This window comes from Acidimicrobiia bacterium (genome assembly GCA_012959995.1).
Taxonomy (GTDB): domain Bacteria; phylum Actinomycetota; class Acidimicrobiia; order Acidimicrobiales; family MedAcidi-G1; genus MedAcidi-G2B.
In genome coordinates this window covers 1-24299 of sequence record DUCC01000018.1, presented here as the reverse complement: position 1 = coordinate 24299, position 24299 = coordinate 1, and the positions used below count along the sequence as shown (strand labels likewise).

22 protein-coding genes are annotated in these 24299 nt (G+C 59.9%); 5 read left to right on the top strand and 17 right to left on the bottom strand.

Annotated elements, in window-relative coordinates:
- Positions 1 to 20: 20 nt before the first annotated feature.
- The 15 genes from EYQ49_05340 to EYQ49_05270 form a co-directional block, all read right to left on the bottom strand.
- A complete protein-coding gene (locus tag EYQ49_05340; GenBank protein ID HIG25300.1) occupies positions 21 to 1154 on the bottom strand; it encodes a DUF3048 domain-containing protein in 1134 nt (377 codons plus the stop codon).
- Positions 1155 to 1156: 2 nt separating this feature from the next.
- Entirely contained in the window at positions 1157 to 1870 is a 714-nt protein-coding gene (locus EYQ49_05335) for a hypothetical protein (protein HIG25299.1), read from the bottom strand.
- Between the two features lie 68 nt (positions 1871 to 1938).
- On the bottom strand, positions 1939 to 3015 hold the full coding sequence (locus EYQ49_05330) for a glycosyltransferase family 1 protein (protein ID HIG25298.1): 1077 nt from the start codon (positions 3013 to 3015) through the stop codon (positions 1939 to 1941).
- Positions 3016 to 3024: 9 nt separating this feature from the next.
- Positions 3025 to 3921, bottom strand: a complete 897-nt coding sequence (locus EYQ49_05325; GenBank protein ID HIG25297.1) for a phosphatidylinositol mannoside acyltransferase — start codon at positions 3919 to 3921, stop codon at positions 3025 to 3027.
- A gap of 15 nt (positions 3922 to 3936) precedes the next feature.
- On the bottom strand, positions 3937 to 4581 hold the full coding sequence (locus tag EYQ49_05320; GenBank protein HIG25296.1) for a CDP-alcohol phosphatidyltransferase family protein: 645 nt from the start codon (positions 4579 to 4581) through the stop codon (positions 3937 to 3939).
- Positions 4582 to 4620: 39 nt separating this feature from the next.
- Positions 4621 to 5124 carry a hypothetical protein gene (locus EYQ49_05315; GenBank protein HIG25295.1) on the bottom strand — a complete coding sequence of 168 codons (504 nt, stop codon included), beginning with the start codon at positions 5122 to 5124 and terminating at the stop codon, positions 4621 to 4623.
- Positions 5125 to 5134: 10 nt separating this feature from the next.
- Positions 5135 to 5806: a ComF family protein gene (locus EYQ49_05310; GenBank protein HIG25294.1), complete on the bottom strand. Its 672-nt coding sequence runs from the start codon at positions 5804 to 5806 to the stop codon at positions 5135 to 5137.
- 9 nt (positions 5807 to 5815) lie between these two features.
- Positions 5816 to 6451, bottom strand: a complete 636-nt coding sequence (locus EYQ49_05305) for a uridine kinase (protein ID HIG25293.1) — start codon at positions 6449 to 6451, stop codon at positions 5816 to 5818.
- A gap of 4 nt (positions 6452 to 6455) precedes the next feature.
- Positions 6456 to 7898, bottom strand: coding sequence for an adenosylhomocysteinase (locus EYQ49_05300; GenBank protein HIG25292.1), 1443 nt, complete (start codon positions 7896 to 7898; stop codon positions 6456 to 6458).
- A gap of 90 nt (positions 7899 to 7988) precedes the next feature.
- A complete protein-coding gene (gene manA / locus EYQ49_05295; protein HIG25291.1) occupies positions 7989 to 9059 on the bottom strand; it encodes a mannose-6-phosphate isomerase, class I in 1071 nt (356 codons plus the stop codon).
- The gene (locus EYQ49_05290; protein ID HIG25290.1) at positions 9052 to 9288 is read right to left on the bottom strand and encodes a Trm112 family protein; all 237 of its coding nucleotides are present in this window, start codon (positions 9286 to 9288) and stop codon (positions 9052 to 9054) included. The genes manA and EYQ49_05290 overlap by 8 nt, the downstream gene beginning before the upstream one ends.
- A gap of 7 nt (positions 9289 to 9295) precedes the next feature.
- Positions 9296 to 10654, bottom strand: coding sequence for a phosphomannomutase/phosphoglucomutase (locus EYQ49_05285; GenBank protein HIG25289.1), 1359 nt, complete (start codon positions 10652 to 10654; stop codon positions 9296 to 9298).
- Complete coding sequence (locus EYQ49_05280; GenBank protein ID HIG25288.1) at positions 10647 to 11813, bottom strand: glycosyltransferase; 1167 nt, start codon at positions 11811 to 11813, stop codon at positions 10647 to 10649. The genes EYQ49_05285 and EYQ49_05280 overlap by 8 nt, the downstream gene beginning before the upstream one ends.
- Entirely contained in the window at positions 11806 to 14310 is a 2505-nt protein-coding gene (locus tag EYQ49_05275) for a hypothetical protein (GenBank protein ID HIG25287.1), read from the bottom strand. Before EYQ49_05275 ends, EYQ49_05280 begins: the two co-directional genes overlap by 8 nt.
- Positions 14307 to 15017 (bottom strand): CPBP family intramembrane metalloprotease, encoded by a 711-nt coding sequence (locus tag EYQ49_05270; protein ID HIG25286.1) that lies wholly within the window; start codon positions 15015 to 15017, stop codon positions 14307 to 14309. The genes EYQ49_05275 and EYQ49_05270 overlap by 4 nt, the downstream gene beginning before the upstream one ends.
- A 77-nt stretch (positions 15018 to 15094) precedes the next feature.
- On the opposite strand from EYQ49_05270, the gene EYQ49_05265 reads away from it, so the two are divergent.
- Together EYQ49_05265 and EYQ49_05260 are read left to right on the top strand one after the other, a co-directional pair.
- Positions 15095 to 17002: an ATP-dependent metallopeptidase FtsH/Yme1/Tma family protein gene (locus tag EYQ49_05265; protein HIG25285.1), complete on the top strand. Its 1908-nt coding sequence runs from the start codon at positions 15095 to 15097 to the stop codon at positions 17000 to 17002.
- Positions 17003 to 17005: 3 nt separating this feature from the next.
- Positions 17006 to 17452: a hypothetical protein gene (locus EYQ49_05260; protein ID HIG25284.1), complete on the top strand. Its 447-nt coding sequence runs from the start codon at positions 17006 to 17008 to the stop codon at positions 17450 to 17452.
- A gap of 22 nt (positions 17453 to 17474) precedes the next feature.
- On the opposite strand, the gene EYQ49_05255 is transcribed toward EYQ49_05260, so the two are convergent.
- Positions 17475 to 18917 (bottom strand): hypothetical protein, encoded by a 1443-nt coding sequence (locus tag EYQ49_05255; GenBank protein HIG25283.1) that lies wholly within the window; start codon positions 18915 to 18917, stop codon positions 17475 to 17477.
- Positions 18914 to 22090, bottom strand: coding sequence for a glycosyltransferase family 2 protein (locus EYQ49_05250; protein HIG25282.1), 3177 nt, complete (start codon positions 22088 to 22090; stop codon positions 18914 to 18916). Before EYQ49_05250 ends, EYQ49_05255 begins: the two co-directional genes overlap by 4 nt.
- A gap of 35 nt (positions 22091 to 22125) precedes the next feature.
- Here EYQ49_05250 and EYQ49_05245 point away from each other — a divergent pair, with 35 nt between their 5' ends.
- The 3 genes from EYQ49_05245 to EYQ49_05235 form a co-directional block, all read left to right on the top strand.
- On the top strand, positions 22126 to 23094 hold the full coding sequence (locus EYQ49_05245) for an NAD-dependent epimerase/dehydratase family protein (protein HIG25281.1): 969 nt from the start codon (positions 22126 to 22128) through the stop codon (positions 23092 to 23094).
- 43 nt (positions 23095 to 23137) lie between these two features.
- Entirely contained in the window at positions 23138 to 24100 is a 963-nt protein-coding gene (gene gmd, locus EYQ49_05240; protein HIG25280.1) for a GDP-mannose 4,6-dehydratase, read from the top strand.
- 7 nt (positions 24101 to 24107) lie between these two features.
- Positions 24108 to 24299 (top strand): 2-phospho-L-lactate transferase (locus tag EYQ49_05235; GenBank protein ID HIG25279.1); only part of this gene is annotated, 192 nt, incomplete at its 3' end.

Below are 24299 nucleotides of genomic sequence, written 5' to 3'. Positions count from 1 at the left end.
TCCCGGTGCCAATTTCGGCTTTAGTCAACCAAAGCCGAAACTTCTTGGGGGCCCAGGATGCTGCCTTGCCCTATTTTTGCGAAGGCCACCCAGGCCGTTCCGGGGTCGAGGGTTACTGGTTGGCCGGTTCCGTCGTCGGTGAGGGTCCACGGGTCGGCGGCGAAGTTGCGTTCCCAGGTGATGCCGGTGACCGTGCCGTCGCGCAGCAACCAGCCGTCGCCGAAGCCCGTGGTGAGGGCTTGCGGAGAGTTCGAGTCAGCGTTTGAGATGCGGTAACTGATGTAAAGAACGAGCACGTTGTCGACGGCCAGGGGGGCGCCGACTTCGTCGAGGTGGCCGTAGCCGTCTTGGTAGCGCAACCATTGAGTAATTCCGGCGTCCCATACGTAAGCGATATCTCGGTTGGGGGTTGACCATTGCACTCCGAGAGCCGGCACGGCGGAGGCGGGAAGTTCTCCGTAGGCAAAGACTGCGTGGGGTGCGTTGGAGGAGTCGGGGGCCGAGCCGAGGATTACTTCTGGTTCAATCATTCCGTTGTAGGGGGCGGGGCGGCCTTCAAACCGGCTGAAGTATTGGTTACCGCTCCCGGAGGCCGACCGACTGTCGAAGATGCCACGATTTTCGGCACTGCGGCGTTCTCCATCTACCCCATCGTTGGCCCCCCAGTAAACAAACAGCGGCCGATTGAGGTTTCCCATAAGGTCAAAATCGCTTGACCGGGCCGAACGAACCGGCATTACCATTTCCGGGAGGCGGCTATGAAAGACGGAGATAAACCGAGTTTTTTCGTTTTCTATGCGCACTTCGTAAACAATGTCGGCGGACATCAAACCATATTGAGGCCTTGATTCGGCACTATTGTTGCCAACTTTTACCACTAGGGCGGGTTCGGCGGGTATGCCGTCAAGGGCGGGCAAACCGGTAAGCGGGTAGACGGGCCCCGTCCAGGTGGGGTCGGCGGTGATGGTGGTTGCTACGGCGACTGTGGTGGTGGTTCCTTGGGGAACGGTTGTGGTGGGGGTGGTTTCTGGGGCGGCTGTGGTGGTGGAGTGGGTGGAGGAGGTGGTGGTTTCGGTGGGGGTGGTTTGCTCGCTGCCGCCGCAGGCCACCAGCAGTACGCCACAAAGTAGTAGCGGTGCAGCTAGGTGCTTCATGTTTAGAGTTCGCCTAAAACTGCGGAGCGCAGTTCGACGCTGGGGTGCCCGGAGGCGGTCATTGCTGCGGTGGGGTCAAGCACCCAAAGGTTGGCTGTGGCGGAGGATCCTTCAATGAATGAGCCGACGCTTCCGGCTTGTTCCAGGGCCTGTGCTAACCCAGGGGGGAAGCGGGTGAGCGCTACTCCCTTTTGGTCGGTTAACAAAAACTGTTCTTCGTCAACTTTGCTTGTTCCGCCGAGGGGGAAGGTGCACCAAAAGACTTCGCGGGTTTGGGTGGCCAGTTTCGTTTCGTCGCAGCGAGCCAGGCTGTGGGCCAGCAGGCCTTCGAGTTCTACCAGTCCTAAGGTGTCGAGGGCCCCGGCGGTTATTACCAGGACTGATTCTTTTCGGTCGGCGGCCACGGCGATGTTTATTGATTTGTTTTTGAGAACCAAGAGTTCTGGTTGGTTTATGCCGTGGGTGAGGCAAAGTCCGTCGACGATGTTGTACAAGCGGGGAAAGTCTTGAGCAGAGGTGGGTTCGCCTCCTAACAGGTTTTTTACTTTTCCGAGAGCCCGGTTTTCTAAAAAGGTGATGATCAGTGATGGCACCACGATGCCGGCCAGCAAAGCTAACCAAGAGGGGGCGCCGGCCAGGCCAGCGGCCGAAACGGCAACTATGGCGGCGAGGGCAAAAATTAGCATGGCCGGGGGGCGGCGCAAATTGTTAGTCATGAGTGGTTTTCTGAGGTTGCGTACGAGGTATCCCCGCATGATACGCCTTGGCTGTACCTTCGTGGCGGTCAGGCGTCGTCTATTACTTCTTGATAAACGGTGAGGTAGCGCTGAGCTAACTGTTTCATAGAGAATTGGTGGGCTCGTTGGAGGCCGCTGGCTCGCAGTTGTGCGGTTCGTTGCGGGTCTTGCAAGGTTTTTTCGATGGCTGCGGCGAGGGCGGTGCTGTCGCCGGGGGGCACTAATACTGCGTGTTGTCCTTCTTGGGCCACTTTGGCGTAACCCGGTATGTCGCTGGCTACCACCGTGGTGTCACAGGCCATGCCTTCGAGCAGTACGACACCAAAAGATTCACCGCGCAGCGAGGGGGCGCAAAAAATGTCGGCTCCTTTCATGCGGGACAATTTTTCTTCTTCGCTGATGCGTCCCAGCCACTTGATGCGTGCGTCTCCGGCTGAGCGGGCTTTGAGGGCTTCGGTTTGTGGGCCGTCGCTGGCTACCCACAGGGTTAGGTTGGCGGGCAGTTCGTTCATGGCGTCGAGCAATACGTCGAGGCCTTTTCGTGGTTCGTGGCGTCCCACAAAAAAGATGGTGGGGCCGCTGGTTTTCCAGGGTTGGGCGGCGGCACAGCGGTCGGTTTCGACGCCGTTGAATAGCACTTCGTATTGGTGCCCGAGGGAGTGTTGGGCCATTTCGGCGGCGTCGTCGGATACGGCAAAACGGCGGTCGATGCGTCCGCTGAGCCAGCGGACCGGTCGCTTGAGAATGTCGTAGGCGCGGCTTCCTCCGGCGGCGTGAAAGGTGGCCACCATGGGGGCTTGGGCCATAAAGAGGGCGGTGGTGGTGGGGCCTGGGGCCATGGGTTCGTGGAGGTGCAAAATGTCGAACTGGTTATCGCGTAGGGCTTGGATGGTCCGTAGGGCGCAGGGTACGTCGGGGGCGATGGGTGCTACTGAGCCGTTGGCTGAGGTGGGCAGGCTGTCGCCGAGGGGGATAACCCCAGCATCAGGTGGTGGGCCGTCGCAGGGGCCGAGCACTTGGGCGTGGTGGCCGGCGGCCCGGAGTTCTCTGGCTAAGCCGAGTACTTGGCCTTGTACCCCGCCGGGCAGGGTCAGGCTGTAGGGGCTGATGACTCCGATGCGCATGGGTTTACGTTACTGGCCGTCGGGCGGCAGGTGGTCCGAGGGCCAGTTTGGTTGCAGTAGGTGCCATTGTTGGGGGGCGGCGCTGATGAGTTCTTCGAGTCGGTGGGCCAGGTCTTGGGTGATGCGGGTGATGTCTTCTCGGAGTCGTCCTTGTCGTTCGACGTTGAGTGGGGGCTGCACTACGCCGTGGCATCCTTGGCCTTTTATGTAGATGGCGGTGGGGATTATGGCGGCGCCGGTCCGGAGGGCCAGGGTGGCTGGTCCGGCGGGTAGTTGGGTGGTTTCGCCAAAGAATTCTACTTCTACGCCGGCGCCGCCCAGGTTGCGGTCGCAGAGCAAACTGACGGATTTTCCGCTGCGCAGGAGGCTCATGACTTCGGTTCCGGCTTGAGGCCCGAGAGGGATGACGTTCATGCCCAGCGAGGCGCGGAATTGGCGGAACCATTCAAAGAGTTCTGGGGGTTCGAGGGGTTCGACTACTACGTTTACTGAGGCGCCGGCTACTTGGTTCATCCAGAAGGCTGCCCATTCCCAGCCGCCGAGGTGGGGCATGGCCACGATGGGTCCGGTGCCGCTGGCCAGGGCTTGTTCGATGTGGTGGTAGCCCTCTTGGGTGAACCCGTCTTGTATTTGTTGGGGGGTCATGCCGGGGAGGCGCAGGCTTTGGAACCAGTAGGTGGCGTAGGAGGCGAACACTTCGTCGATGGCGTCGTTGAGTTCTTTTCCAGATAACTGGGGGTTCATGGTGCGGCGCAAATGGCGGGCCACCATGGTGCGGCGGTCTTTGTTGCGGCGGCCGGCCAGGCGCCCGGCGCTTCGGGCGAGTTGCCCGCCGAGGCCTCGGGGTAGGGCTCGAGCGACTACTCCCCCGGCTCGGTAGCCGGCGGCTACGGGTAGCACGCCCATGTCAGAGTGTCGGGTTTAGTTGCGCTGGTCGCGGCGTTGTTGCCGGCGTTGGCTGCGTTCGCTTACCGGTACTTCTCGTTCGGCGCTGGCTTGTTTCCATACTTTGGCGAAGCGTTGGCCGGCGGTAAACAGGGTGAGGGCCAGCATGACCCACAGGGTGGCTAACAGTATTTCTGAGAACAGCAAGCCGATGCCTAATACGATGAACCGTTCGGCGCGTTCCATGAGCCCGCCTTTGGCGTCGTAGCCCAAGAGTTCGGCTTTGGCTCTTTGGTAGGAGATCAACATGGCGGCGGCCATGACTGCTACGGGCAGCATCATGATGTGCCCGGGTTGGGTTTCGGCGTAGTGCCAGGCCAAGCCGCCAAAGAGCAGCGCGTCGGTTAGGCGGTCGGAGACCGAGTCGAAGAAGGCCCCGCGTTTTGAGGCGGTTCCAGAGGCTTTGGCGACTGCGCCGTCGAGGGCGTCGGGTACTCCGGTTAAGACGAGAAACAAGAATCCGAAGCGCAGGTTGCCTAATCCGATGGCTACGGCGGCGGCCCCCGACATGAGGATGCCGATAACGGTGATGACGTCGGCGCTGATGCCGGTGCGGCGCAGGCTTTCTCCTATGGGGGTTAGCCCTCGGTCTACGGCTCCTCGCCAGGTTCCATCTAACATTGTTTTTTAGGTTAGCAGCGGCTTAGGCCCGGTGGCCGCTTAGCTTTCGTTGGCCCATTCTTCGGGGTTTTCTTCTACGTATTGGGCCACGATTTCGCCGTCTACGCCGTCAATGAATACTAGGCCACGTTTTTCGGGTGGGGATTCGTTGGAGTAGAGCAAGATGCGCCAGGTGGGTCGGCTTCGTAGGCCGCGCCAAGCCATTTGGGCTGAGGCGTGGCCGACGGGGAAGCCCACGGCTCGGTTGGCGGCTACTAGGGCGTCGGCGTCATCAACTTTTAGGGTCCAGGCGCCTTGCAGGTGGTAGAGCCCGACTAAAGCTAGGGCGGCGCTTCCGAGGAGGAGACCGTTGTTGACCAGCGGTGATCCGTCGGCCAGCAGTACTCCGCCTACGGTGATGGCGGCCAGCACCAGGTAAATAATTCCAGGGATGCGGCGCCGGTTGTTGTCGGGGAAGATGTAGGGGCCGGCCAGTGCGGTGGGGTCGAGGTCGGCGGGCAGGGAGTCTCGTTGTTGGGCATCGGTTTCGGCGGGTTGGTTCACAAAACGGACTTTATCGGCTACGGGCGGTGAGGGGGCGGGGCCGCCGAGGGGTGTAGCGGGGCGGGGTGGCGGCCACCACCGCAACCGTTACTTGTTTTGCGCCGGCTCGCCGCAGGGCCCGGGCGGCGGTTCGTACCGAAGCACCGGTGGTGGTCACGTCGTCGATGAGCAGTACTCGGGCGTCGGGGTTTATGGGTCGGGAGCGCAGCGTGGGTCCGGAGCGTCGTTGGGTGACCGTCAGGGTGTGTTGGGCGGGCCCAGGGGCGCGCAATAGCAACCGCCGGGCGGGCAGGTCAAGGTGGTGGGCTACTGAGCGGGCTAAGAGTTCTGCGTGGTCGGCGCCGCGTTGAGCGCGGTGGCGGGTCGAGGCCGGTATCCAGGTGACCACGGTGGCGGGCCGGGGTTGACCGGTAGCTACTTGTTGGGCGAGGGCTTTCCCGAGAGCTTTTATGGGTGAACGTAGGCCTTTATATTTGATGGCTTTTACTAAGTCGGCAGCCGGGCCTTGGTAGGAGGCCAGGGCGGTGAACCCGTTGAGGTCGGCGGGCGGCAAGAAGAGCGGGACGGGGCCCAGACAGGTCAGGCAGTTGCTGCAGGGCCCAGGTTGGCTCAATGGGCAGTTGGTGCAACCGGTTTTGCGCAAGAGGTTGATGGCCTTGGCGGCCCACCAGTTTTGCTTCATGGGTAAAACTTAGATGAGGGGTGTGACATCCTTGGGGCCGAGTTGCGCCACTATTTGGTCAACGGCTTTTTTCATAGTGCCCATGCCTTTGACCACCACGTCTGCTTGGGCGGCGAAGGGCTCAACAAATTGGTCGTGCATGGGGGCCACGGTGGTGGTGAATTGTTTTTGGATGCTTTCGGGGGTGCGGCCGCGTTCTTCTACGTCGCGTTTTAGGCGCCGCTGGTAGCGCAGGTTTTGTGGGGCGGCCACGAACACTTTGAGCCCCAGTTGGTGGCGCACCTCGGCTACGGCGAAGAGCAGTATTCCTTCGGCGATTATTATTTCGTGGGGCTCGACTACCAGCACTTGGGGGCTTCTGGTGTGGGTAGAAAAGTCGTAGATAGGCACCTCAACGCTTTGGCCGTTGAGGAGTTGCGCTAAGTGTTCGAGGTAGAGCTCGTGTTCTAGCGAGTCGGGGTGGTCAAAGTTGACTTGGGTGCGTTCCGGGTAGGGCCGGTCGGCGAGGTCTCGGTAGTAGTTGTCGAAAGGCAACACGGTGGCGGTACGGCCCTCTTGGGCCAAGGTTTCCACCAAGGCCCAAGTGAGGGTGGTTTTGCCGGCACCGCTGCCTCCAGCGATGCCACAAACCCGTATTCCGTCCAAGTTTTTAGTACCGGTAGTGGTCTGGTTTGAAGGGACCGTCGACGTTGACACCGAGGTATTCGGCTTGGTCGTCGGTCATTGTGGTGAGCCGTACGCCGAGGGCGTCGAGGTGTAGGCGCGCTACTTTTTCGTCCAAAAGTTTAGGCAAGGTCACCACGTCTATTCCGTAGCTTTCGGCGTTGGCGTGTAACTCTATTTGGGCCAGTACCTGGTTGGAGAAGCTGGCTGACATCACGAAGCTAGGGTGCCCGGTAGCGTTGCCGAGGTTCAGCAAGCGGCCTTCAGACAAAATGATTACTGAGTGGCCGTCGGGGAACACGAACTCATCTACCTGGGGTTTGATGGTGATGCGTTGCACGTCGGAAAGTTTTTGCAGCCCGGCCATGTCGATTTCGTTATCGAAGTGCCCGATGTTGCCCACGATGGCTTGGTGCTTCATTTTTCCCATGTGTTCGGCGGTCAAAATGTCTTTGCAGCCGGTGGTGGTAATGAAGATGTCTGCTTTGTCGATGACCCGTTCGAGGGTGTTGACTTCGTAGCCTTGCATGGCCGCTTGGAGGGCACAGATGGGGTCAATTTCGGTGACGATGACCCGGGCGCCTTGGCCGCGGAGTGATTCTGCGCAGCCTTTGCCGACGTCGCCGAAGCCGCAAACTACGGCGACTTTGCCGCCGATCATGACGTCGGTGGCGCGGTTGATGCCATCAATTAGTGAGTGGCGACATCCGTAGAGATTGTCGAATTTTGATTTGGTTACCGCATCGTTGACGTTGATGGCCGGGAAGCGCAATTCGCCGGCTTCTTTCATGTGGTAGAGGCGGTGTACCCCGGTGGTGGTTTCTTCAGAGACGCCACGGACGCCATTCATGATGGTGGTCCATCGGGTGGGGTCCTCGGCGAGGGATGCTCGCAGAGTGTCGAGGACGATGCCCCATTCTTCTGAGTCGTCTTCGGTGGCGGCGGGCACGGCGCCTGCTGCTTCGTATTCGGCGCCTTTGTGGACCAACACGGTGGCGTCGCCGCCGTCGTCCAAAATAAGGTTGGGGCCGGCTCCATCGGGCCATTGGAGTACTCGGGTGGTGGCCCACCAGTATTCTTCGAGGGTTTCGCCTTTCCAAGCGTAGACCGGTACCCCTTCGGGGTTTTCTGGGGTGCCGTGGGGGCCCACCAGCACGGCTGCTGCGGCGTGGTCTTGGGTGGAGAAAATATTGCAGCTGGCCCAACGCACTTGTGCGCCGAGGAAGACCAGGGTTTCGATGAGCACGGCCGTTTGGATGGTCATGTGCAGTGAACCGGTAATGCGGGCTCCGGCGAGGGGTTGGGCATCGGCGTATTCGGCTCGTAGGGCCATGAGGCCGGGCATTTCGTTTTCGGCTAAGCGAATTTCGTGGCGGCCAAAGGTATGCAGGCTTATGTCAGCAATTTTGCTGTCTTCGAGTAGGGACATGACGACTCCTTATTTTGTGCGCTGGGTTGCGCTGATTATTGGTTTTGCGGCCGGGGTCGTCTGACACCAAATCATGCAGCCGAGAACAGTCTAACCGGTGGGGCTACTTACTTGGAACGCTTCACCGTCGGTGGTCAGGTGGTAGGGGCCGTCGCTTTGGGGCACCCAGGCAACGTTTCCGGCGGTGAGGGCGAGTTGTTGCCCATTGGCGGTCAGGGTGGTGGTGCCAAAAGCGGCAACCACCAAGTCGCCGCGGCGTTGGGGTCCAATGGTTAGTTCGGTTTGTTGCAGGCGTTGCAGGGTAAATGTTTTACCGGTTTGGTATTGGTGCACGGGGCTCGCCGGGTTTTGTATTTGGGGAGCCTCGTCGGTTTCGATGATGGCCAGCAGGGTGGTCGGGTCAACTTTTTTGCTAGTGAAGCCGGCTCGTACCACGTTGTCGCTGGGGCCCATGACTTCGAGGGCTAAGCCGCCGAGGTAGGCGTGGAGTACTCCTGGGCTGAGGTAAAGGGCTTGGCCGGGTTGCAGTATGTGGTGTTCTAATAAGGGGACCAGAAGGAGCGCCGGGTCGGTGGGGTAAAAGGCCGCCAGGTCGAGGATGGCTTTGGCGAGGGGTTCGGTGCGTTGCCTGCAGTGGGCAATAAGTGCGGCGGTTTCGGTTTCCCATGTATTGGCCAGCACGGCCGCCACTATTGCTTTGTACCCGTCGGGTTGGGTCAACAGGTTTTGTAGTTTGTGGGGCAGTTCGTAGTCGGCGGCGTTTTTTTGTGCTTGGTTTAGTGGCCGGAACCCGCACAACACTTCAAAAGGGGTGAGGGCGCACACGATTTCTGGTTTGGCTTGGGGATCAGAAAAGTTCAGGGCCGGGTCGGCGGCTTGGGTGGCGTTGGGGTGGGTTTGCAACGAAAGTGGTTGGTCGGCGGCGAGGAGCTTGACCAAGTAGGGCAGGGTTTCGTTGGCTTGGGCGACGGCGTCCGCCAAGGTTGTGGCGGGGTCTGCTTCTAGTGCGGTGGGCCCGGCCGGGTGGGTGCCGAACCATTTTTCTGCTTCGGGGGTGGAGGCCGGTGGGCGATTTTCTAGGGCCGCTAGGGCGTGGGTTGACCCCCAGTGGTAGTGCTGAACAAAGCCGGAGAGGAGTTCCACGGGGCCGAGGTTAGGCAGTGAAGGTGGGGGCCAAGTCTTCGTCGGCTACTCGGGCCATGAGTCGGGCGTGTTCGGCTTGGTCAACGTCTTGGGCTTCGTCGACCAGCATCACGGGAATGTCTTGGCGTATTTCGTAGCGGCGTTGCAGGCGGTCGTTGTAGAGAGCGTCTTCGTCGGCGAAGTAGTAGAGCGGTCCTTTGTCTTGGGGGCAGGCCAAGATTTCTAAGAGTCGGGCATCGAGGGTCATGGTGTTCCTAGGGTTGCGGGTTGGTAAAGAGTTGACGTACTTCGTCTATGCCTTGTTGGCAAAGGGTGGGGTTGTTTGCTTCAAGGTTAAGCCGTAGCAGGGGTTCGGTGTTGGAAGGGCGCAAATTAAACCACCAATCGGCGAAACGCACGGTCAGGCCATCCATGCGGTCTTGGGGGTGGGCGGCGTAGTGGGCGGCTACTTGGTCAATGACTTGGGCGGGGTTTTCTACTTGGGTGTTGATTTCTCCTGAGGCGGTGTAACGCTCGAATGGTGCTATTAAAGCGCTTAACGGGGCTTCGGCGCCGGCCAGTTGTTGCAAAATTATGAGTGCAGCAATAATGCCGGAGTCGGCAAAAAAGTTGTCGCGAAAATAATAATGGCCGGAGTGTTCGCCGCCAAAAATAGCGTTTTCTTGGGCCATGATGGCTTTGATATATGAGTGCCCTACTCGGGTGCGTACGGCCCGTCCTCCGCCTTCGGCGATGACTTCGGGGACCACGTTTGAACAGATCAGGTTGTGCACGATGGCCGCTGCGGGTTCTTGGGCCAGCATGTTTTGCGCGACCAAAGCGGTGGTCAGCGACCCAGATATGGGTTGGGATTTTTCGTCGATTAGAAACACCCGGTCGGCGTCGCCGTCGAAGGCCAAGCCCACATCGGCTCCGGTTTCTCGCACTCGTTGTTGTAGCGCTACCAGATTTTCTGGCTGTATAGGGTCTGCTGGGTGGTTGGGGAAGGTGCCGTCGAGTTCGGGGTAAAGCACTTCGAGTTTGAAAGGCAGATGGGCGAATACGGCAGGCACCACTAAGCCGCCCATACCGTTTGCGGTGTCGGCGACGACTTTTAGGGGCCGCAGGCTGGGCAGGTCAACGAAGGAACACACGTGGTCGGCAAAGGCGGCCAGCAGGTCTTGGTGGGTTACTTCTCCCCCGCCGGGGCCGGTTGGTACGCCGGCTTGTATTTGGTCTCGTACTTGGTCAAGGCCGGTGTCGAGGGCTACTGGGCGAGCGGCGGAGAGGCAGAATTTAATACCGTTGTAGCCGGCTGGGTTGTGGCTGGCGGTAAATACCGTGCCGGGCAGGTTTAGGTGGCCGGAGGCGAAGTACATCATGTCGGTAGAACACAGGCCGATGTCGATCACGTTGAGTCCTTGGGCGGTGACTCCATCGGTGAAAGCGGCCACCATTTCTGGGCCCGAGGGGCGCATGTCGCGGCCCACGATGACCGTGGTGGTGGCTGGTTCTTTTTGACGTACTAAACGCGCCCATGCGCCGCCGATGGCTTGGGCCAGTTGGGCATCAAATTGCTCGGGTACTAAACCGCGGACGTCGTAGGCCTTAAAGATTGCGGTGGGGTCAAGCATGGTGGTCGGACCCTAGCGGCAGGCCGGGGTCTGCCGGGTAGTGGCCTTGACGGGCTTGGCGGCGCACCAAAGAAATATCACGTAACAAGCGCAGGCCGTCGCGGGCGGCCCGCACGGTGGTGCGTTCGGAGTGTTCGACTGCTACCGGTACTTCAGCCAGCGAGAGTCGCCAGCGTTCGGCGAGGTGGAAGAGTTCGATGTCGAAGGCAAAGCCGTTGAGAGTTGAGGAGGCAAACAGCGCTTGGGCTACGTCGGAGCGAAAAGCTTTGAGGCCGCATTGGGTGTCGCGGTATTGGCCTAACAGGAGCACGTGGGTGGCCAGGTTAACGAGGCGCCCGCCGGCTTGGCGCATCCATCCGGTTTCCACCACGGTGCGGGTTTCGGCGTGTTGACGGCTACCCACTACCCAGTCGTGACCGTTTTCTATTTGGGCTAAGAGGTCAACTATTTGGGCCGGGGCGTAGGCCAGGTCGGCGTCGGTAAAAGCAATGGTGCGGCCTTGGGCTGCTGCTACGCCGGCCCGTAGAGCACCGCCTTTGCCGAGGTTTTTTTCTAGCACTACTATTTGGTCGGCACTAGCCGCTGCTTGAGGGGTCCGGTCGCCGGAGCCGTCGTCGACCACGACAATTTCTAGGTCATCGATCTTTGTGCCCAGTTCGCTACGTACCCGCTCAATGGTTTGGCCGATGCGGTCGGCTTCCCGGTAAGCCGGTATGACCACGCTGAGGCGGTAACGGCCCGGCGGGGTGGGGCGGTTCGTGGGGTGGTCTTGTTCGTTGCGGATAATGCGAAAAACCACCATGCGGTAGGCGGCTGCTCGTACCAGGGCGGCCGCGGCTACTGCCACCGTTTTGGCAAAAAGTGCAGCGCTCCAGGTTCGTTGCGGGCTGAGGATCATCATGGTCATCAGGTCAACCAGCCCGGCAGTTACCACCATGACTCCGAAAACGGTGGGCGAACCGATCCAGCGAACAAAAGGGTCGTCAGAGAGGGTGACCGAACGGTGAAGGGTCCAAGCCACTAGGGCGGCCGCGTTAAGCACCAACAGTTCGGCCCAAACGAGGGGCCAACCAGCTTTATAGAGCACCACGAAGCCAGCCACGTCTACCACGGTGGCCAGCAAGCCCACCATGGCGAAGCGCTGCAGGCGGTTACTCATCGCTGCCGGGTTCTTCAGCGTTTTCAATATCTGTCTCGGTTTCTGGGGCTGGCTGGCGGCGTTTCTCTACCCACTGGTCGAGTTTTTCATCGGCTTTAGCGGGTAGCAGAGGCTCAAGTTCTGGTTCAGGGCGGCGCCACATAGCTATCAAAAACACCATGCCCAGCAAGGTGAGGAACCCCGAGAATTTGTCTACACCGGTTCGGCCGTAAGTTAGGGTCACGTTTTTTTCAGTGGGGATAACCACCATCAAGTTGGGGGTAGCCCGCCAAGGTCCGTCTGCTCCGGTGACTTCCCAGTTGGGGAAGTAAGAGATTTTCACGATGACCGGTACCCCTATTTGGTCCACCGTGAAGCTCAGGTGGTCGGTACCGACCTCTATGTCGCTTACCGTTACTGGGTCCAGGGGGCGCTGCTGGGGGGGCGTTTCGGCGGTTACTCGTTGCCAGGCCAGGGGGCCGTTTACTGTGCGCACGGTGGCTGCTCGTCCTTCGGTGAATACGTCGGCGGCGGAGTCCAACCAGGTTTCGTGGGTCACGTCGCTCCACACGGCGGGTTCGTAGGCCATGGGTTCCACGAGGGCAGAGTCGGTCACTAAGAAAATGGTCCAGGGCCCGGTGGTTGCTACTTCGATGAGGTCGGGGTGGTTGCGAGCTTCTTCGACTGGTCGTTGTGATTCGGCGGCGTAATAACGCACCCCGTATTGCTGCAGGTGATCGACACCGTCGTTGATGTTGAACGATTGGTAGGGCAAGCCGCGTTGGGCGCGGGAGGGCCCCACTGAGAGTTCGGATTGCATCATGAAATGGTAGGGCGTGGTGGTGGCTGCTTCGAAGTAGAGGCCTTCCATGGAGCCGATGCACCCGTCGGTCCAGTGCGGCATGAGCATGAGCGCCATGGGGGTTCCGTAGCGCACCAGTTCGCTGCTGTATTCCCACATCAGGCGACCGCAGCCGTGTTGGTCGGCCACTGCTTCCATGGTGGAGATCAGGGCGCGGTGTTCGTCCCATCCCCCGCCGTTGGCGTCGCCGGTGCGGCCTTCGTAGCCGGCGAAGTTCCAGTTGACCCAGGCGCGGCCCAGGTTGAATTGTTGGGTTTCCAGGCCCATCCACCGGTAGGTGTTTCCGTCCATGTTGCCGAGGGGTAGGGCTCGCAGGGGCATGCCGAGGGCCACGATGAGCCCCAAGGTGGCGGCGATGGATCCGATAGCCACCAGAATGGTTCCGGGTTGTTGGCGTTTGGCCAGCAACCCGTCGAGACCTCGGCCAGCCAGGCGCAGTAATTCGGCTATCCCGAGGGCGGCCAGCAGGTAGGCGCTGAGGTAGTAGGCCGGCAAAATACGCCCGTTGTAGAGGCGGCCGGGCGGCAGGTGGATAAATGCTAGGGCCAGCACCCCGATGCTGCCCGCCAGTACGAGGCCGAGGCGGCGGCGAAAGATCAGCGAGGTGATGGCGCCGATGCCCGCTAAGACCAGCACCAGTTGTAGCGGCGGGTCGTTGGTTAAAAAGTCGGCGGCCAGGTCGCTGCGGTCCCAGAGGTAGGAGCGGAAGCGGGGCAGTTTGTCCCAGGCCATGTCGTTGAGGTGGTTGCGTTGCCACCAGAAGGGCAGCACCCAAAAGGCGGAGAGTAGCCCGGCGAGGGCGCCGGTGGTGATTACCCAGCGCAGGCGTTTCCACCCGGGGTAAACCACCAGGGCCACTGCGGTTGCGGTAACGGCAAACAGGGCCACCAAGAGGTGGCAGAGGCCAACGAGGGCTAGGGTGAGGGCGGCCCAGGTGCGACCTTTTTGTGTTTCGAGGCCACGGATTAACAGGCCTAAATACACCAGGCAGAGGGTGGTGGCCAGCACGAAAGCGAATTCGCCGGCCATGGTCGACATGAGGTTGCCGCCGAAAATATTAAACGAACGGTCGAAGATGAAGGCCAGGGTGGCGGCGCTCATGAGGGCGGGGGTCGGGAAGGGCAGCCCGGCCAGGCGAGCCATTAGCCAGCCGGCCAGCGGCATGGCTATTAGGCCGATCATGGTGACGAATTTGAAGGCCAATCCGTAGTGCACGGGCCATATCAAAACCATGAGGGCCAGCGCTAAGCCGAGGAGCGGGGCCCAGGCTTGGGGGCGGCGTTGCACTAAGACCACGGAGGCGGCGGCCAGGGCCATGACGAGCGGTACGGCGAGCGGCAGCACGAGGCCGACGTTGACGGCCACGATGAACAGCATGGGGACCACCATGTAGAAGTGGTAGGCCGGAAACCCGGCGTACCAGTCGGGGGTCCAGCCAGTGAGGCGAAAGTTGGGTAGTAGTTCGTCGCGTATAAACGCCGGGCCCCAAACGTGGGCGCCCAGGTCTCCGCCGGTGGGGGTGGTGGTCGAGAACAATACTCCGTTGGGGTTCATGACCCAGAGCAAAAATAATGTGGCGAGGGCGACCAGGCTGCCGGTCACCCAGGCGGTGAGCGAGATGCGTTTTAAGGCGGCGATGATGCTTTCTCGGTTCATAGAAGCACCAGCATGCCTACGGTCCAGGCGTTAAAACCCACGTGAGCCCAAATTGCTCGTCCGAGGCGACCATCTTTTTGGGTGAGTTTTCCGGCCACGAGCCCGAACATAAATAATGCGGGGAACTGCAGGGGCTGCCAGTGGATTAAGCCAAATACCAGGGCGCTGGCCAGCAGTGCGGTGCGGGGGGAGAATCGATTTTCGAAGGAGCGAAGAGTTACGCCGCGAAAAAAGATTTCTTCTATTATTGGTGCGCCGACTACCACCACAAGCACTAAGAGGATGATGTCGAGTCCTTGAGCTCGGTTGATGAGTTCTCGGGCCGGGCCGGAAACGTCAAGGTCGTCTTTAATAAGAATCACTGGCAGGTAGACCAGTGGCACGAAAACGGCTTGAGCTAAAACGCCGATGCCCAGACCGGAAAGTACATCTTTTTTTTGAAATTGCCAGCCCAGGTCGTTTTTCCATGACAGTTTGCGGCGCCGCACGACCCACCAGGGCACACCAAGTAGACCTGCCCAGAGGGGTATTTGCATGACGGCGGTTACCCAGAGGGGCAGGGTGTCGGTGGTTTCCCAGCCGCCGATTACCAGCACGAGCCCGCCCAAAAATACGGCAGCGAACGTGGAGATCATTAGCCCTGAAACGATGTGTATTCCTCGCCAGGGGCAGCCTGGCGTGGGGAAAGTTGGTTCGGGTGTTTTCACCGCACGAACACTACCGACCTGAAACCCTTGGTTGGGGGCGCAGGGGCAACGTCTTTGTATTCCTCTAGCATGGGGGGATGGCTGATCGCGCAAAAAAATCTTCTCCTTCTTCAGAACCTTCGGGGTCTAAGGCCAACAAAGGGTGGCCTCGTTGGGGCATTTGGATGCTCATGGGTTTGTTGGCGGCCACGCTGCTTTACCCACTTTTGCAGCCTTCTGAGGACCTTGAGGCCCTCCCCTATGACCAGTTTTTGGCTCGGGTGGCCGATGGTGAGGTCACTGAGGTAACGGTCGATAACCAGACGGGTCGTATTGAGATTCGTACTTCCGAGGGGGTGGCTTTTACTACTACTGGCCCGTTGGAGCTTTCGGCGGTTGACCGTCAGGTGTTAACCGATAGCGGGATCTCGGTTATTTTCGAAACTCCGCAGCCAGGTTTTGCTGCTACTTGGTTGCCTTTGTTGTTGCCGGTGGGGCTTATTATTTTATTTTTCGTGTGGATGAACCGCCGGGCGCAGGGCCAGATGAACGGCATGATGTCTATTGGCCGGTCGCGAGCCAAAACGTATTCTTCGGAGAACCCGGGAACTACTTTTGATGATGTGGCGGGCTATGACGGGGTGAAGCAAGAGATCCGCGAGGTGGTGGATTTTTTAAAGAAGCCGGAGAAGTTTGCCGAGGTGGGTGCTCGGGTACCGAAGGGTATTTTATTGGTGGGCCCTCCGGGGACAGGAAAGACTTTGTTGGCTCGTGCAGTTGCTGGCGAGGCCGGGGTGCCTTTTTTGTCGGTGACTGGCTCGGACTTTATGGAAATGTTTGTTGGGGTGGGCGCAAGCCGGGTGCGTGATTTGTTTGAGACGGCGCGCAAAATGGGGCGAGCTATTATTTTCATCGACGAGTTGGATTCTATTGGCCGCAAGCGGGGTGCTGGTTTGGGCGGCGGACACGATGAGCGTGAGCAAACGTTGAATCAAATGTTGTCGGAGATGGATGGTTTTGAAGCCAGCGAAGGCATTGTCGTTTTGGCGGCTACTAACCGGCCAGATATTTTGGATCCGGCGTTGCTGCGTCCTGGGCGTTTTGACCGCCAAGTAGTGGTGCCGTTGCCTGAACTGTCGGATCGTCGAGATATTTTGGCGGTGCATGCTAAGGGCAAGTCTTTAGCGGATGATGTGGATCTTGACGTTTTGGCCCGGGGTACGCCGGGCATGAGCGGCGCTGATTTAGCCAACCTTATTAATGAGGCGGCGTTGATTGCGGTTCGAGAAAACTTTGATGCTATTGCCGCTGAGCATTTGGAGGCGGCGCGGGATCGCACCATTATGGGGCAAAAACGTGAGTCGATGGCTTTGACTGCTTCGGAAAAAGAGACTATTGCTTTTCATGAGGCGGGGCATGCTTTGTGTGCGGCGCTGTTGCCGACCGCTGACCCGTTGCACAAGGTGACCATTATTCCGAGCGGCATGGCTTTGGGAGTGACCATGCAGTTACCGGAAGAAGAGCGCCATATTTATCGTCAGGATTACATTGAGGATTCTTTGGTGGTCCGTATGGGCGGGCGCATTGCCGAGGAATTGGAATTTGGGGTTATTTCTACGGGGGCCCAAAATGATTTGGAGGGCGCTACAGAATTGGCTCGCAAAATGGTTCGCGAGTGGGGTATGAGCGAACGTATTGGTCCGATGGCTTGGAGTAGCCAGGGTCAAGTATTTTTAGGTGACGATTTGATGCAGACTCGTGATTACAGCGATGTCACGGCTCGAGAGATTGATGAGGAGATGCATCGCATTTTGGTGTTCCATGAGTCTCGGTGTCGTGATTTGTTAACGAAGAATCGTAGCGCTTTGAATCTAGTGGCTCGGGCTTTGTTGGAGCATGAGACTATTTCTGGCCAAGAGGTGGAGCGTTTGGTGGCTTTGGCTGCTCAACCTGCTTCTACTGGCTCGGATGAGCCTCTGCCGGTTGAGTCTTCGCCGGTTGATTAATTCTTGGTTGAGCGCTTAATTCTTTTGGCCGTAGTGGCCGTAGTGGCTGGTTTGGCGGCGACTTTTTTGCAGCGGCGCCCGTCGGATGCTCCGGTGCGTACTGGTTGGTCGGTCCCTGAGCAGTTGGATCGTGCTGATTTTTCTGATCCTTCGACCGCTTGGTTGGTGGCGGTGTTTACGTCGACTACTTGCGATTCGTGTACCGGGGTCTTGACCCGTGCTTTGCCGCTGGCTAGCGATCAGGTAGTGGTCCAAGAGGTTGAAGCTAAGCGAGACAAAGGTCTCCACGATCGTTACCGCATCGAAGCAGTCCCCATGGTGGCCATTGTCAACGCCGAAGGCGTAGTGGTCGACCACCATCTCGGCCCAGTAACCGCCACCCACCTCTGGGCTTCCTTAGCCGAAGCCCGCTCCCCCGGCTCCACCCCAAAAGGCTGCGGCTCCCACTAAAAAGCGGGACGGGAGGTGGGGGTTAGCGGGTTATTGCGGTGGTGGTGTTTTCTAGGGTGGTGGCGTAACTGGTGGTCCAACCGAGGGGGCTGTGTTGTTGGCGGGTCACGATGATGGGGGCGGTTGATCCGATGCCGATTATTACGTCGGCGTCGACGGTGAGTTCTACCTGATCACCGGGGTCGAGTTCGAATGCTTCGGGGAGGGGGTGGTCGGCGGCGGTGGTCAAGGTGACGGTGGCGATGCTGTCGAGCCCGGGGTTGAAGATGAGAATGGTTGTTGGGGTTATTGTTGATCCGATGGTGTCTACCCACCATTGGGTGGCGCCATAGTTGATGGCTGGCAGGCCGGTGAGGCCGGGTCCGAGGGGCTCGTCTTCGTCAGCGGCTCCTCTTTGGCGGTTTACGGCAACGGCGGCCAGGGTTGGGGCGTCAAGGCTCCGTACGTAAATACTGTAAGCACCTGTTTCTGCTAGCCGCCCGTCGGCGTGAAGGTCTACGGCTTGGCGTTGGCCGGGGCGCAGCATGACGCCGAAGGGTTCTACGGTGTTTTCTTGGTCGTTGGTGCGGATAACGATTTCTAGTTCGACGGTGGTGTCGCCGGGGTTTTGCACTACCACCGTGGGGTGATTTTGTCCTTCTGCCGCTCCGGGCAAAAAGAGGTCGCCGCTGAGGGTCAGCGAGCTGGCGGCCAGGGCGAGCCCTTGGAGGCCGGAGGGGGTGGTGCCGTCGGCTATTTGTAGTCCGGTCATGACGAGTTGGCCGGTGCGTACGGTGGCCGAGGCTGACACGATGAGTGAGTCGGGGAGTTTTTCGGTGAGTTCGTAGGCCACTACGGAACGCCCGGGTATGACGAGGCCTTGTGCGTCGAGGGTTTGGCGGGTGTCGAGGTCGCCGAGCAGGGTGAGATCCACGACGGCGACGGCTTGAAATGGGTTGTGGAACAGTATGACTTGGCGGGTGCCGGGCCGTTCGGTAGTTCCCCAGGGTATTTGTCCGGTGGGTACGGTGGCTGTGGTGCAGTGCTGCCGGTCTTGACCGGCTGTGTTGCTGGCGGCAATTTGTTGTTCTACGAGTAGTCCGCCGTGGGGGGCTTCGATGGTGATGCCGGCGTATTGGGCTTCGGCGACCAGTTGGTCGGTGCGTAGTTCGAGTCGGTCACCGGTTTCGAGTTGTATTGATCGTTCGCTCCACGTACCGAGGTTGTCGACCACGGTGACCAGGCCTTCGTTGGGTTGGTCGGCCAGGTTGGTGATGGTGATGGTGCGGTTTTCGATTCCTTCGAGGCGGCTGGTGGGTCCGACGCAAAACCACACGTCGCCGGAGTCGCCGGGGGGTGAAAATTCGGTGTAGGCGGTGGGGGCAGCGGTTTCGATCACTGCTTCTTTGGGTGTTTCGGCGAACACGAAGGCGCCGACAGCGAGGGCCAGCAAGATAGCTAGGGCAGGAAGGCGTACGGCGTTCATCGGCGTTTTCCTCTGCGGCCGGCGTGAGCCCAACTGGTTGCGAGGGCTACGGCGGCTAGGGCGGCGAGTTGTAGTGTCCGGCGGGCGGTGCTTTGGGTGGTGTTGAGGGCGAGTTGGCCGGTGGCGGAGCGTGCCATGCGTATGGTGGGTTCGCCGTGGGGGCCGGGTTGGGTTTCTGAGGCGGCGTTTTGGCCGGGGGTGAATTGCCAGTTTTCTTCGGGTTGTAGTCGCCAACGGTAGGCGCCGTCTACTGGTGATTCGATGGCGATTTTTGTGTAGTTAAGTGGTTCGGTGCGGGCGGGTACGGTGCGTCCGCGGCCGTCGCGCACTACGCCGTGGATGGGTTGGTTTGCGGTGTTGGTAAAGATGTTGACTGATCGGTTGAGTCCTTCTATGCGTTGCAGGTCGAGTTGGCGGGTCATAGTGGCGAAGTAGTTGGGGTTGAGGGGTGTTCCGGTGTTGCCGTAGGGGGCGGGGGCGGAGCGTTCCACAAGCACGATGTGTCCGACGGACCATTGGCCGAGTTGTTCGCCGAGTCGGCTGGTGCCACCGGTTAGGGCGGTGGTTAACGAGTTTCGTATTTCGTTGAGGGCGCTATCTGCTTCGAGGGTAAATGGTGCTTGGTCGAGCAGGGTGGGGTAGCCATCGGTGAGGGCGAGGGCGTTTTGTTGGTCGAGCATTACTCCGACGGCGGGCAGCAACTGGGGGTCGCCTATCCAGAGCACTCGTTGGGTTGGGTCTGAGGTGGGGGTTCCGTCGAGTTCTTGGGTGCCGATGAGGGTGGGGATGGTGCTGGTGAAGTCTTTGGCGGGTAGCGCCCAATGGCCGTCGAATGAGGCGAGGATTATTGGGGTGATGGCCAACATGAGGGCGAGGCCAATGGTGGCTGAGCCGAGGTAGCGCAGGCGGGCGGTGCGGTTGGCCAGGAGTTCTCCGAGGCTGGCGGTGCCTGCGGCGGCGGCCCAGGCGATGCCCAGTCCGGCGGGCACTAGCAGGAATTCGGCGCTGGGGGCGGCGTGGCTCCACCATCCTTGGTCGACGATGTAGGCGGTGGCGAATCCGCCGGCTATCAAAAACCAGGAGCGTACGGCGATGGCCAGGTACCATCTTTTGGTGGTGACGAGCGCTACGCCGGGGATGATGAGGAAGGCGGCAGCGAGCAACGGGTAGCCGTAGGTTCCGGTGTTGAAGAGCAACAGGTTTTGGGGGCCGTGTTGGGCGGTGGTCCATGTTTGGGGACCGAACCAGGTTTCCCATGATCGTCCGTCGAGTATTTCGAGTGTGGCGGGCAGGTGTATCAGGGCGGCCAGCAGGGTGGCGCCGATGGTTACGAGCAGGAGCCTCCAGAGGCCGGCGATGCTGCCGGCTACCATGCTGCCTAAAAAAAGTGCGGCGACTACGAGGGCAGCGGGGATCACCACGGTGGGTTCGAAGGCGACGGCGAGGACTAACACCATGCCGGTGGCGGTGGTTTCGGCCCAGAGGCTGCGTAGTCCGCCGCCGGGGCCGGGTTGGCCGCCGCGTTGGCCGTACGGTACGACGCCTTGGGCGCGGGCCAGGTGTTGGCTTATCCAGGGCAGGGTGGCGTAGATGGCGAGGGGCGCCCATTGGCCTTCGGCGAGGGCGTTCCAGGGTACAGGTAGGGCGAGGTACAAAATGACGGCGACGGCGCGGGATCTTCCGCCGCCGACGGGTTGCACCATGCGCCAGACGCCGAGGGCGCCGAGGGGGAACATGGCCAGCACGGCGAGGGCCAATATTTGGCTGGAGTCAAGAGGTAGTAGCCAACTCAGGCCACCCAGAAAGGCCAGGGCGTCGGGGGTGGTTTCGTGGAGTCCGGCGGCGGTGGTTCGCCAGGTGGTTCGCCAGGCGTTGATGAGGTCGAGTGGGTCGGCAGGGAGGGGTTGGTAGCGCCCGATGGCGGGGAGGCCACGGGTGATTAGGTGCCGTGAGCCGAAGCCGAAGATGACGGCGCCGGCCATGAGGGCGAGCCCGCCGGGGCCGAGAAGGGCGGCCCAAAGGCTTTGTAGGCGTAGCCGGGTGGGGGCTTCGCTGCCGGTGCCCAGGGGGGCACGGCCGGTTGCGGCGCGGCGAAACGAGTGCCGGGGGGTGTTGGCCCAGGCCAGCATGGCGAGGTGTCCGCCGCCTTGGTGGGAGCGCAGCAGGGCGCGGCGGGTGCGCAGGCTTCCAAAATGGCCGATGTTCCAGAGCCAAGCGGCGAGGAGTGCTTGTACGTAGTGGAAGCGGCCGCGTAGTAGCCCGTAGGCCACGCCGACCAGGGTGGCGGCGAGGAGTTCTAGAGTGAGCAGGAAAGCTCGGGAGGCGGGTTGGTTGGCCCAGGTGAGGCGGAGGCGGTGGCGGGGGCCGTAGCGTTCGGGGTTGTTGCTGCGGTGTCGTTTTTTTTCTTCTTGTTTTTTTACTACTATTTGGCGGCCTACGGCGTTGGGGGCGGTGGCGACGATGGCTCCGAGTAGACGGGCGCGCCAGCACAGGTCGGTGGGGGCGTCGGCGGGCTTTAGGGCGGGGTCGAACCCTCCAACTGCCGTGTAGAGGTCGGTGCGTACCAGTAATGCGGGGGCAGCGGCCACGAATACTTCACGGTCGGCGTCGTATTGGCCTTGGTCTATTTCGCCGGGTTCGTGGCGGGGCACGGTGGTGCCGTAGCGGTCGATGGTGGCGCCTATGTCGGCGAGGAGGTCAATGTTGTGGCCGTTGAGGGTTTTGAGCCCGGTGATGCCGGCGTTGGTGTCGCGAGCTGCTTCGACCATGCGTCGGAGGGCGGTGGCGTCGAGTACCAGGTCGTCTTGGAGGAACAGGTGGTATTGGTGTTTGGTGGGCCGGTCAGCCACCAGGGCGGTGGCGGCTCCGTAGGTGGTGGTGCTTTTGGTTTGGATTATTTCGGTGCCGGGCAGTATTTCGTTGACTTGTTCGCTCAGCGTGCTGCGGCGGCTGGCGTCGACCACGGTGACTTGGTAGTTGGGGTGATCTTGGGCGGCCAGAGCGGTGAGTACTTCGCCGAACCACTCTCCTGGTTTGCGGGCGACGAGGATTACGTTTACTTGTGGGGTTGTGGCGGGGCTGGGTTCGGGTGTCGAGGCAGGGGCGGGTATTGGGTCAGCCGAGGCAGTTGTGGTTGTTTCGTCCGGCTGTTCCGGTGGGTTTGGGGAGTCCACGGTAGTTTGACCCTAGCGTCGCCGAGGGTGCCGAAGTGATCAAGCACCGTCTAGTGTTGCGGTGTGCATATTTTCTGGGTGTTGGTGGCTTCGTGAAAGCGCTGGTTACGGGGGCGGCGGGTTTTGTGGGCCATTATTTGTTGGCTCATTTAGCTGATTTTGGCGATGAACCGGTGGGGACTGACCGGGCGACCGGTGGTCCAGATTTGTTGGATTCTGCGGCTTTAACCGCGTTGTTTGCTGCCGAGCGGCCGGAGGTTGTTTATCATTTGGCGGGTCAGGCCGATGTGGGTCGTTCGTGGCAGGAGCCGTTGGCAACTTTTCGGGCCAATGCGGAGGGCACGTTGAATGTGTTGGCGGCGGCTCGTGAGGCGGGGGTGCGCCGGGTGGTGACGGTGACTAGTGCGGATGTTTATGGGCGGGTAAGTCCTGAGGATCTTCCTCTTTCTGAGCAGGCGCCGCTACAGCCGGTGTCGCCTTATGCGGCGTCGAAGGCGGCCGCCGATTTGGTGGCTCAGCAGGCTTTTGTGGGTCAGGGTCAAGAGGTTATTCGGGTGCGGGCTTTTAATCATTTGGGCCCGGGGCAAAGCGAGCAGTTTGTATGTTCTGCGTTGGCGGCTCGTATTGCGCGTAATGAGGTTTCGGGTGAGGCGACTCTTCGGGTGGGTGATTTGTCGGCTAAACGTGATTTTACCGATGTGCGTGATGTGGTGCGGGCGTACCGTCTGCTGGCCGCAGAGGGCCACCCGGGTGAGGCCTACAACGTGTGTTCTGGGGTGTCGGTGAGTGTGCAGAGTGTGGCTGAGCAGTTGTTGGCTTTGGCTCGTCACCCGATGGATTTGGTGGTGGATCAAGCGTTGTTGCGGCCGATTGATTTACCTGATTTACGGGGTGATGCCACCAAACTTCACTCTCATACGGGGTGGGAACCGTCGACCACCTTAAAAAATTCATTAACTGATTTACTTGAATACTGGCGTTTGCAGATTTCCCCGGCAGAATAAACGAACCGGTTGCCGTCGGCAGCCTTTATGAGGATTAATTTACGTGACCAAACGAGCATTAATTACTGGGGTTACCGGCCAAGATGGGTCTTATCTTGCTGAGTTTTTGTTGGCCAAAGGCTATGAGGTCGCGGGCCTAGTACGCCGAAGTTCTACCCAAAGCCATGAGCGCATTGACCATTTACTTGATCGAGTAACTCTTATCCCTGGCGATCTATTAGATCAAACCTCGTTGATGGCGGCCCTTAACGACTTCCAACCGGACGAGGTCTACAATCTCGCTGCGCAGTCTTTTGTACAGACTTCGTTTACTCAACCGGTGCTGACCGGCGAAACCACTGCTTTAGGGGTGACGCGGCTCCTTGACGCCATCCGCATGGTGAACCCTGGCATTCGTTACTACCAAGCCAGTTCTAGCGAGATGTTTGGCCAAGCCCAAGAGGTTCCACAAACCGAAACCACTCCATTTCATCCGCGGAGCCCTTATGGGGTGGCCAAGGTTTATGGCCATTGGATCACCATTAATTACCGTGAAAGCTACGACCTCTATGCTTGTTCCGGTATTTTATTTAACCACGAGAGCCCGCGTCGTGGGTTAGAGTTTGTGACCCGCAAGATCACCAATGCCGTGGCCCAGATTGCTTTAGGCCAAGCCGATTCGTTGGCGTTAGGCAACCTTGATGCTCAACGTGACTGGGGTTTTGCCGGCGACTATGTTGAGGCCATGTGGCTCATGTTGCAACAAGACACTCCTGAAGATTTTGTTATTTGTACGGGTGAAACTCATTCGGTGCGGGAGTTTCTTGAGGTGGCTTTTGGCCGGGTGAACTTGTCTTACCAAGATTACGTCACCATTGATGAACGTTTTTTCCGCCCTGCTGAGGTGGACTTGTTGGTGGGCGATGCTTCGCTAGCCAAAGAAAAACTGGGGTGGACCCCTAAGACCGACTTCACCACTCTGGTGACCGACATGGTCGACGCCGACCTTGCTTTGCTAAAAGATTGATAGCCCAGTGATCGTTACCTTGGCTGGCGGGGTGGGCGCAGCGCGTTTTCTCAAGGGGTTGCGTTTGGTTAAGCCGCCCAGCGAACTCGTGGCCATCGTTAACACCGGCGACGACACAGTGTTGCACGGTTTACATATTTCGCCCGATCTTGACACGGTCATGTATTCACTGGCCGGGGCCGACAACCCAGAGACCGGC

Excerpts from the sequence above, each read along its gene's own strand:
- EYQ49_05320 (HIG25296.1), bottom strand. The coding sequence starts at position 4,581 with ATGTTAGATGGAACCTGGCGAGGAGCCGTAGACCGAGGGCTAACCCCC.
- EYQ49_05265 (HIG25285.1), top strand. The coding sequence starts at position 15,095 with ATGGCTGATCGCGCAAAAAAATCTTCTCCTTCTTCAGAACCTTCGGGG.
- EYQ49_05255 (HIG25283.1), bottom strand. The coding sequence starts at position 18,917 with ATGAACGCCGTACGCCTTCCTGCCCTAGCTATCTTGCTGGCCCTCGCT.
- EYQ49_05275 (HIG25287.1), bottom strand. The coding sequence starts at position 14,310 with ATGAACCGAGAAAGCATCATCGCCGCCTTAAAACGCATCTCGCTCACC.
- EYQ49_05325 (HIG25297.1), bottom strand. The coding sequence starts at position 3,921 with ATGGGCGTGCTACCCGTAGCCGCCGGCTACCGAGCCGGGGGAGTAGTC.
- EYQ49_05330 (HIG25298.1), bottom strand. The coding sequence starts at position 3,015 with ATGCGCATCGGAGTCATCAGCCCCTACAGCCTGACCCTGCCCGGCGGG.
- EYQ49_05340 (HIG25300.1), bottom strand. The coding sequence starts at position 1,154 with ATGAAGCACCTAGCTGCACCGCTACTACTTTGTGGCGTACTGCTGGTG.
- EYQ49_05300 (HIG25292.1), bottom strand. The coding sequence starts at position 7,898 with ATGTCCCTACTCGAAGACAGCAAAATTGCTGACATAAGCCTGCATACC.
- EYQ49_05285 (HIG25289.1), bottom strand. The coding sequence starts at position 10,654 with ATGCTTGACCCCACCGCAATCTTTAAGGCCTACGACGTCCGCGGTTTA.
- EYQ49_05290 (HIG25290.1), bottom strand. The coding sequence starts at position 9,288 with ATGACCCTCGATGCCCGACTCTTAGAAATCTTGGCCTGCCCCCAAGAC.
- EYQ49_05280 (HIG25288.1), bottom strand. The coding sequence starts at position 11,813 with ATGAGTAACCGCCTGCAGCGCTTCGCCATGGTGGGCTTGCTGGCCACC.
- EYQ49_05310 (HIG25294.1), bottom strand. The coding sequence starts at position 5,806 with ATGAAGCAAAACTGGTGGGCCGCCAAGGCCATCAACCTCTTGCGCAAA.
- EYQ49_05335 (HIG25299.1), bottom strand. The coding sequence starts at position 1,870 with ATGACTAACAATTTGCGCCGCCCCCCGGCCATGCTAATTTTTGCCCTC.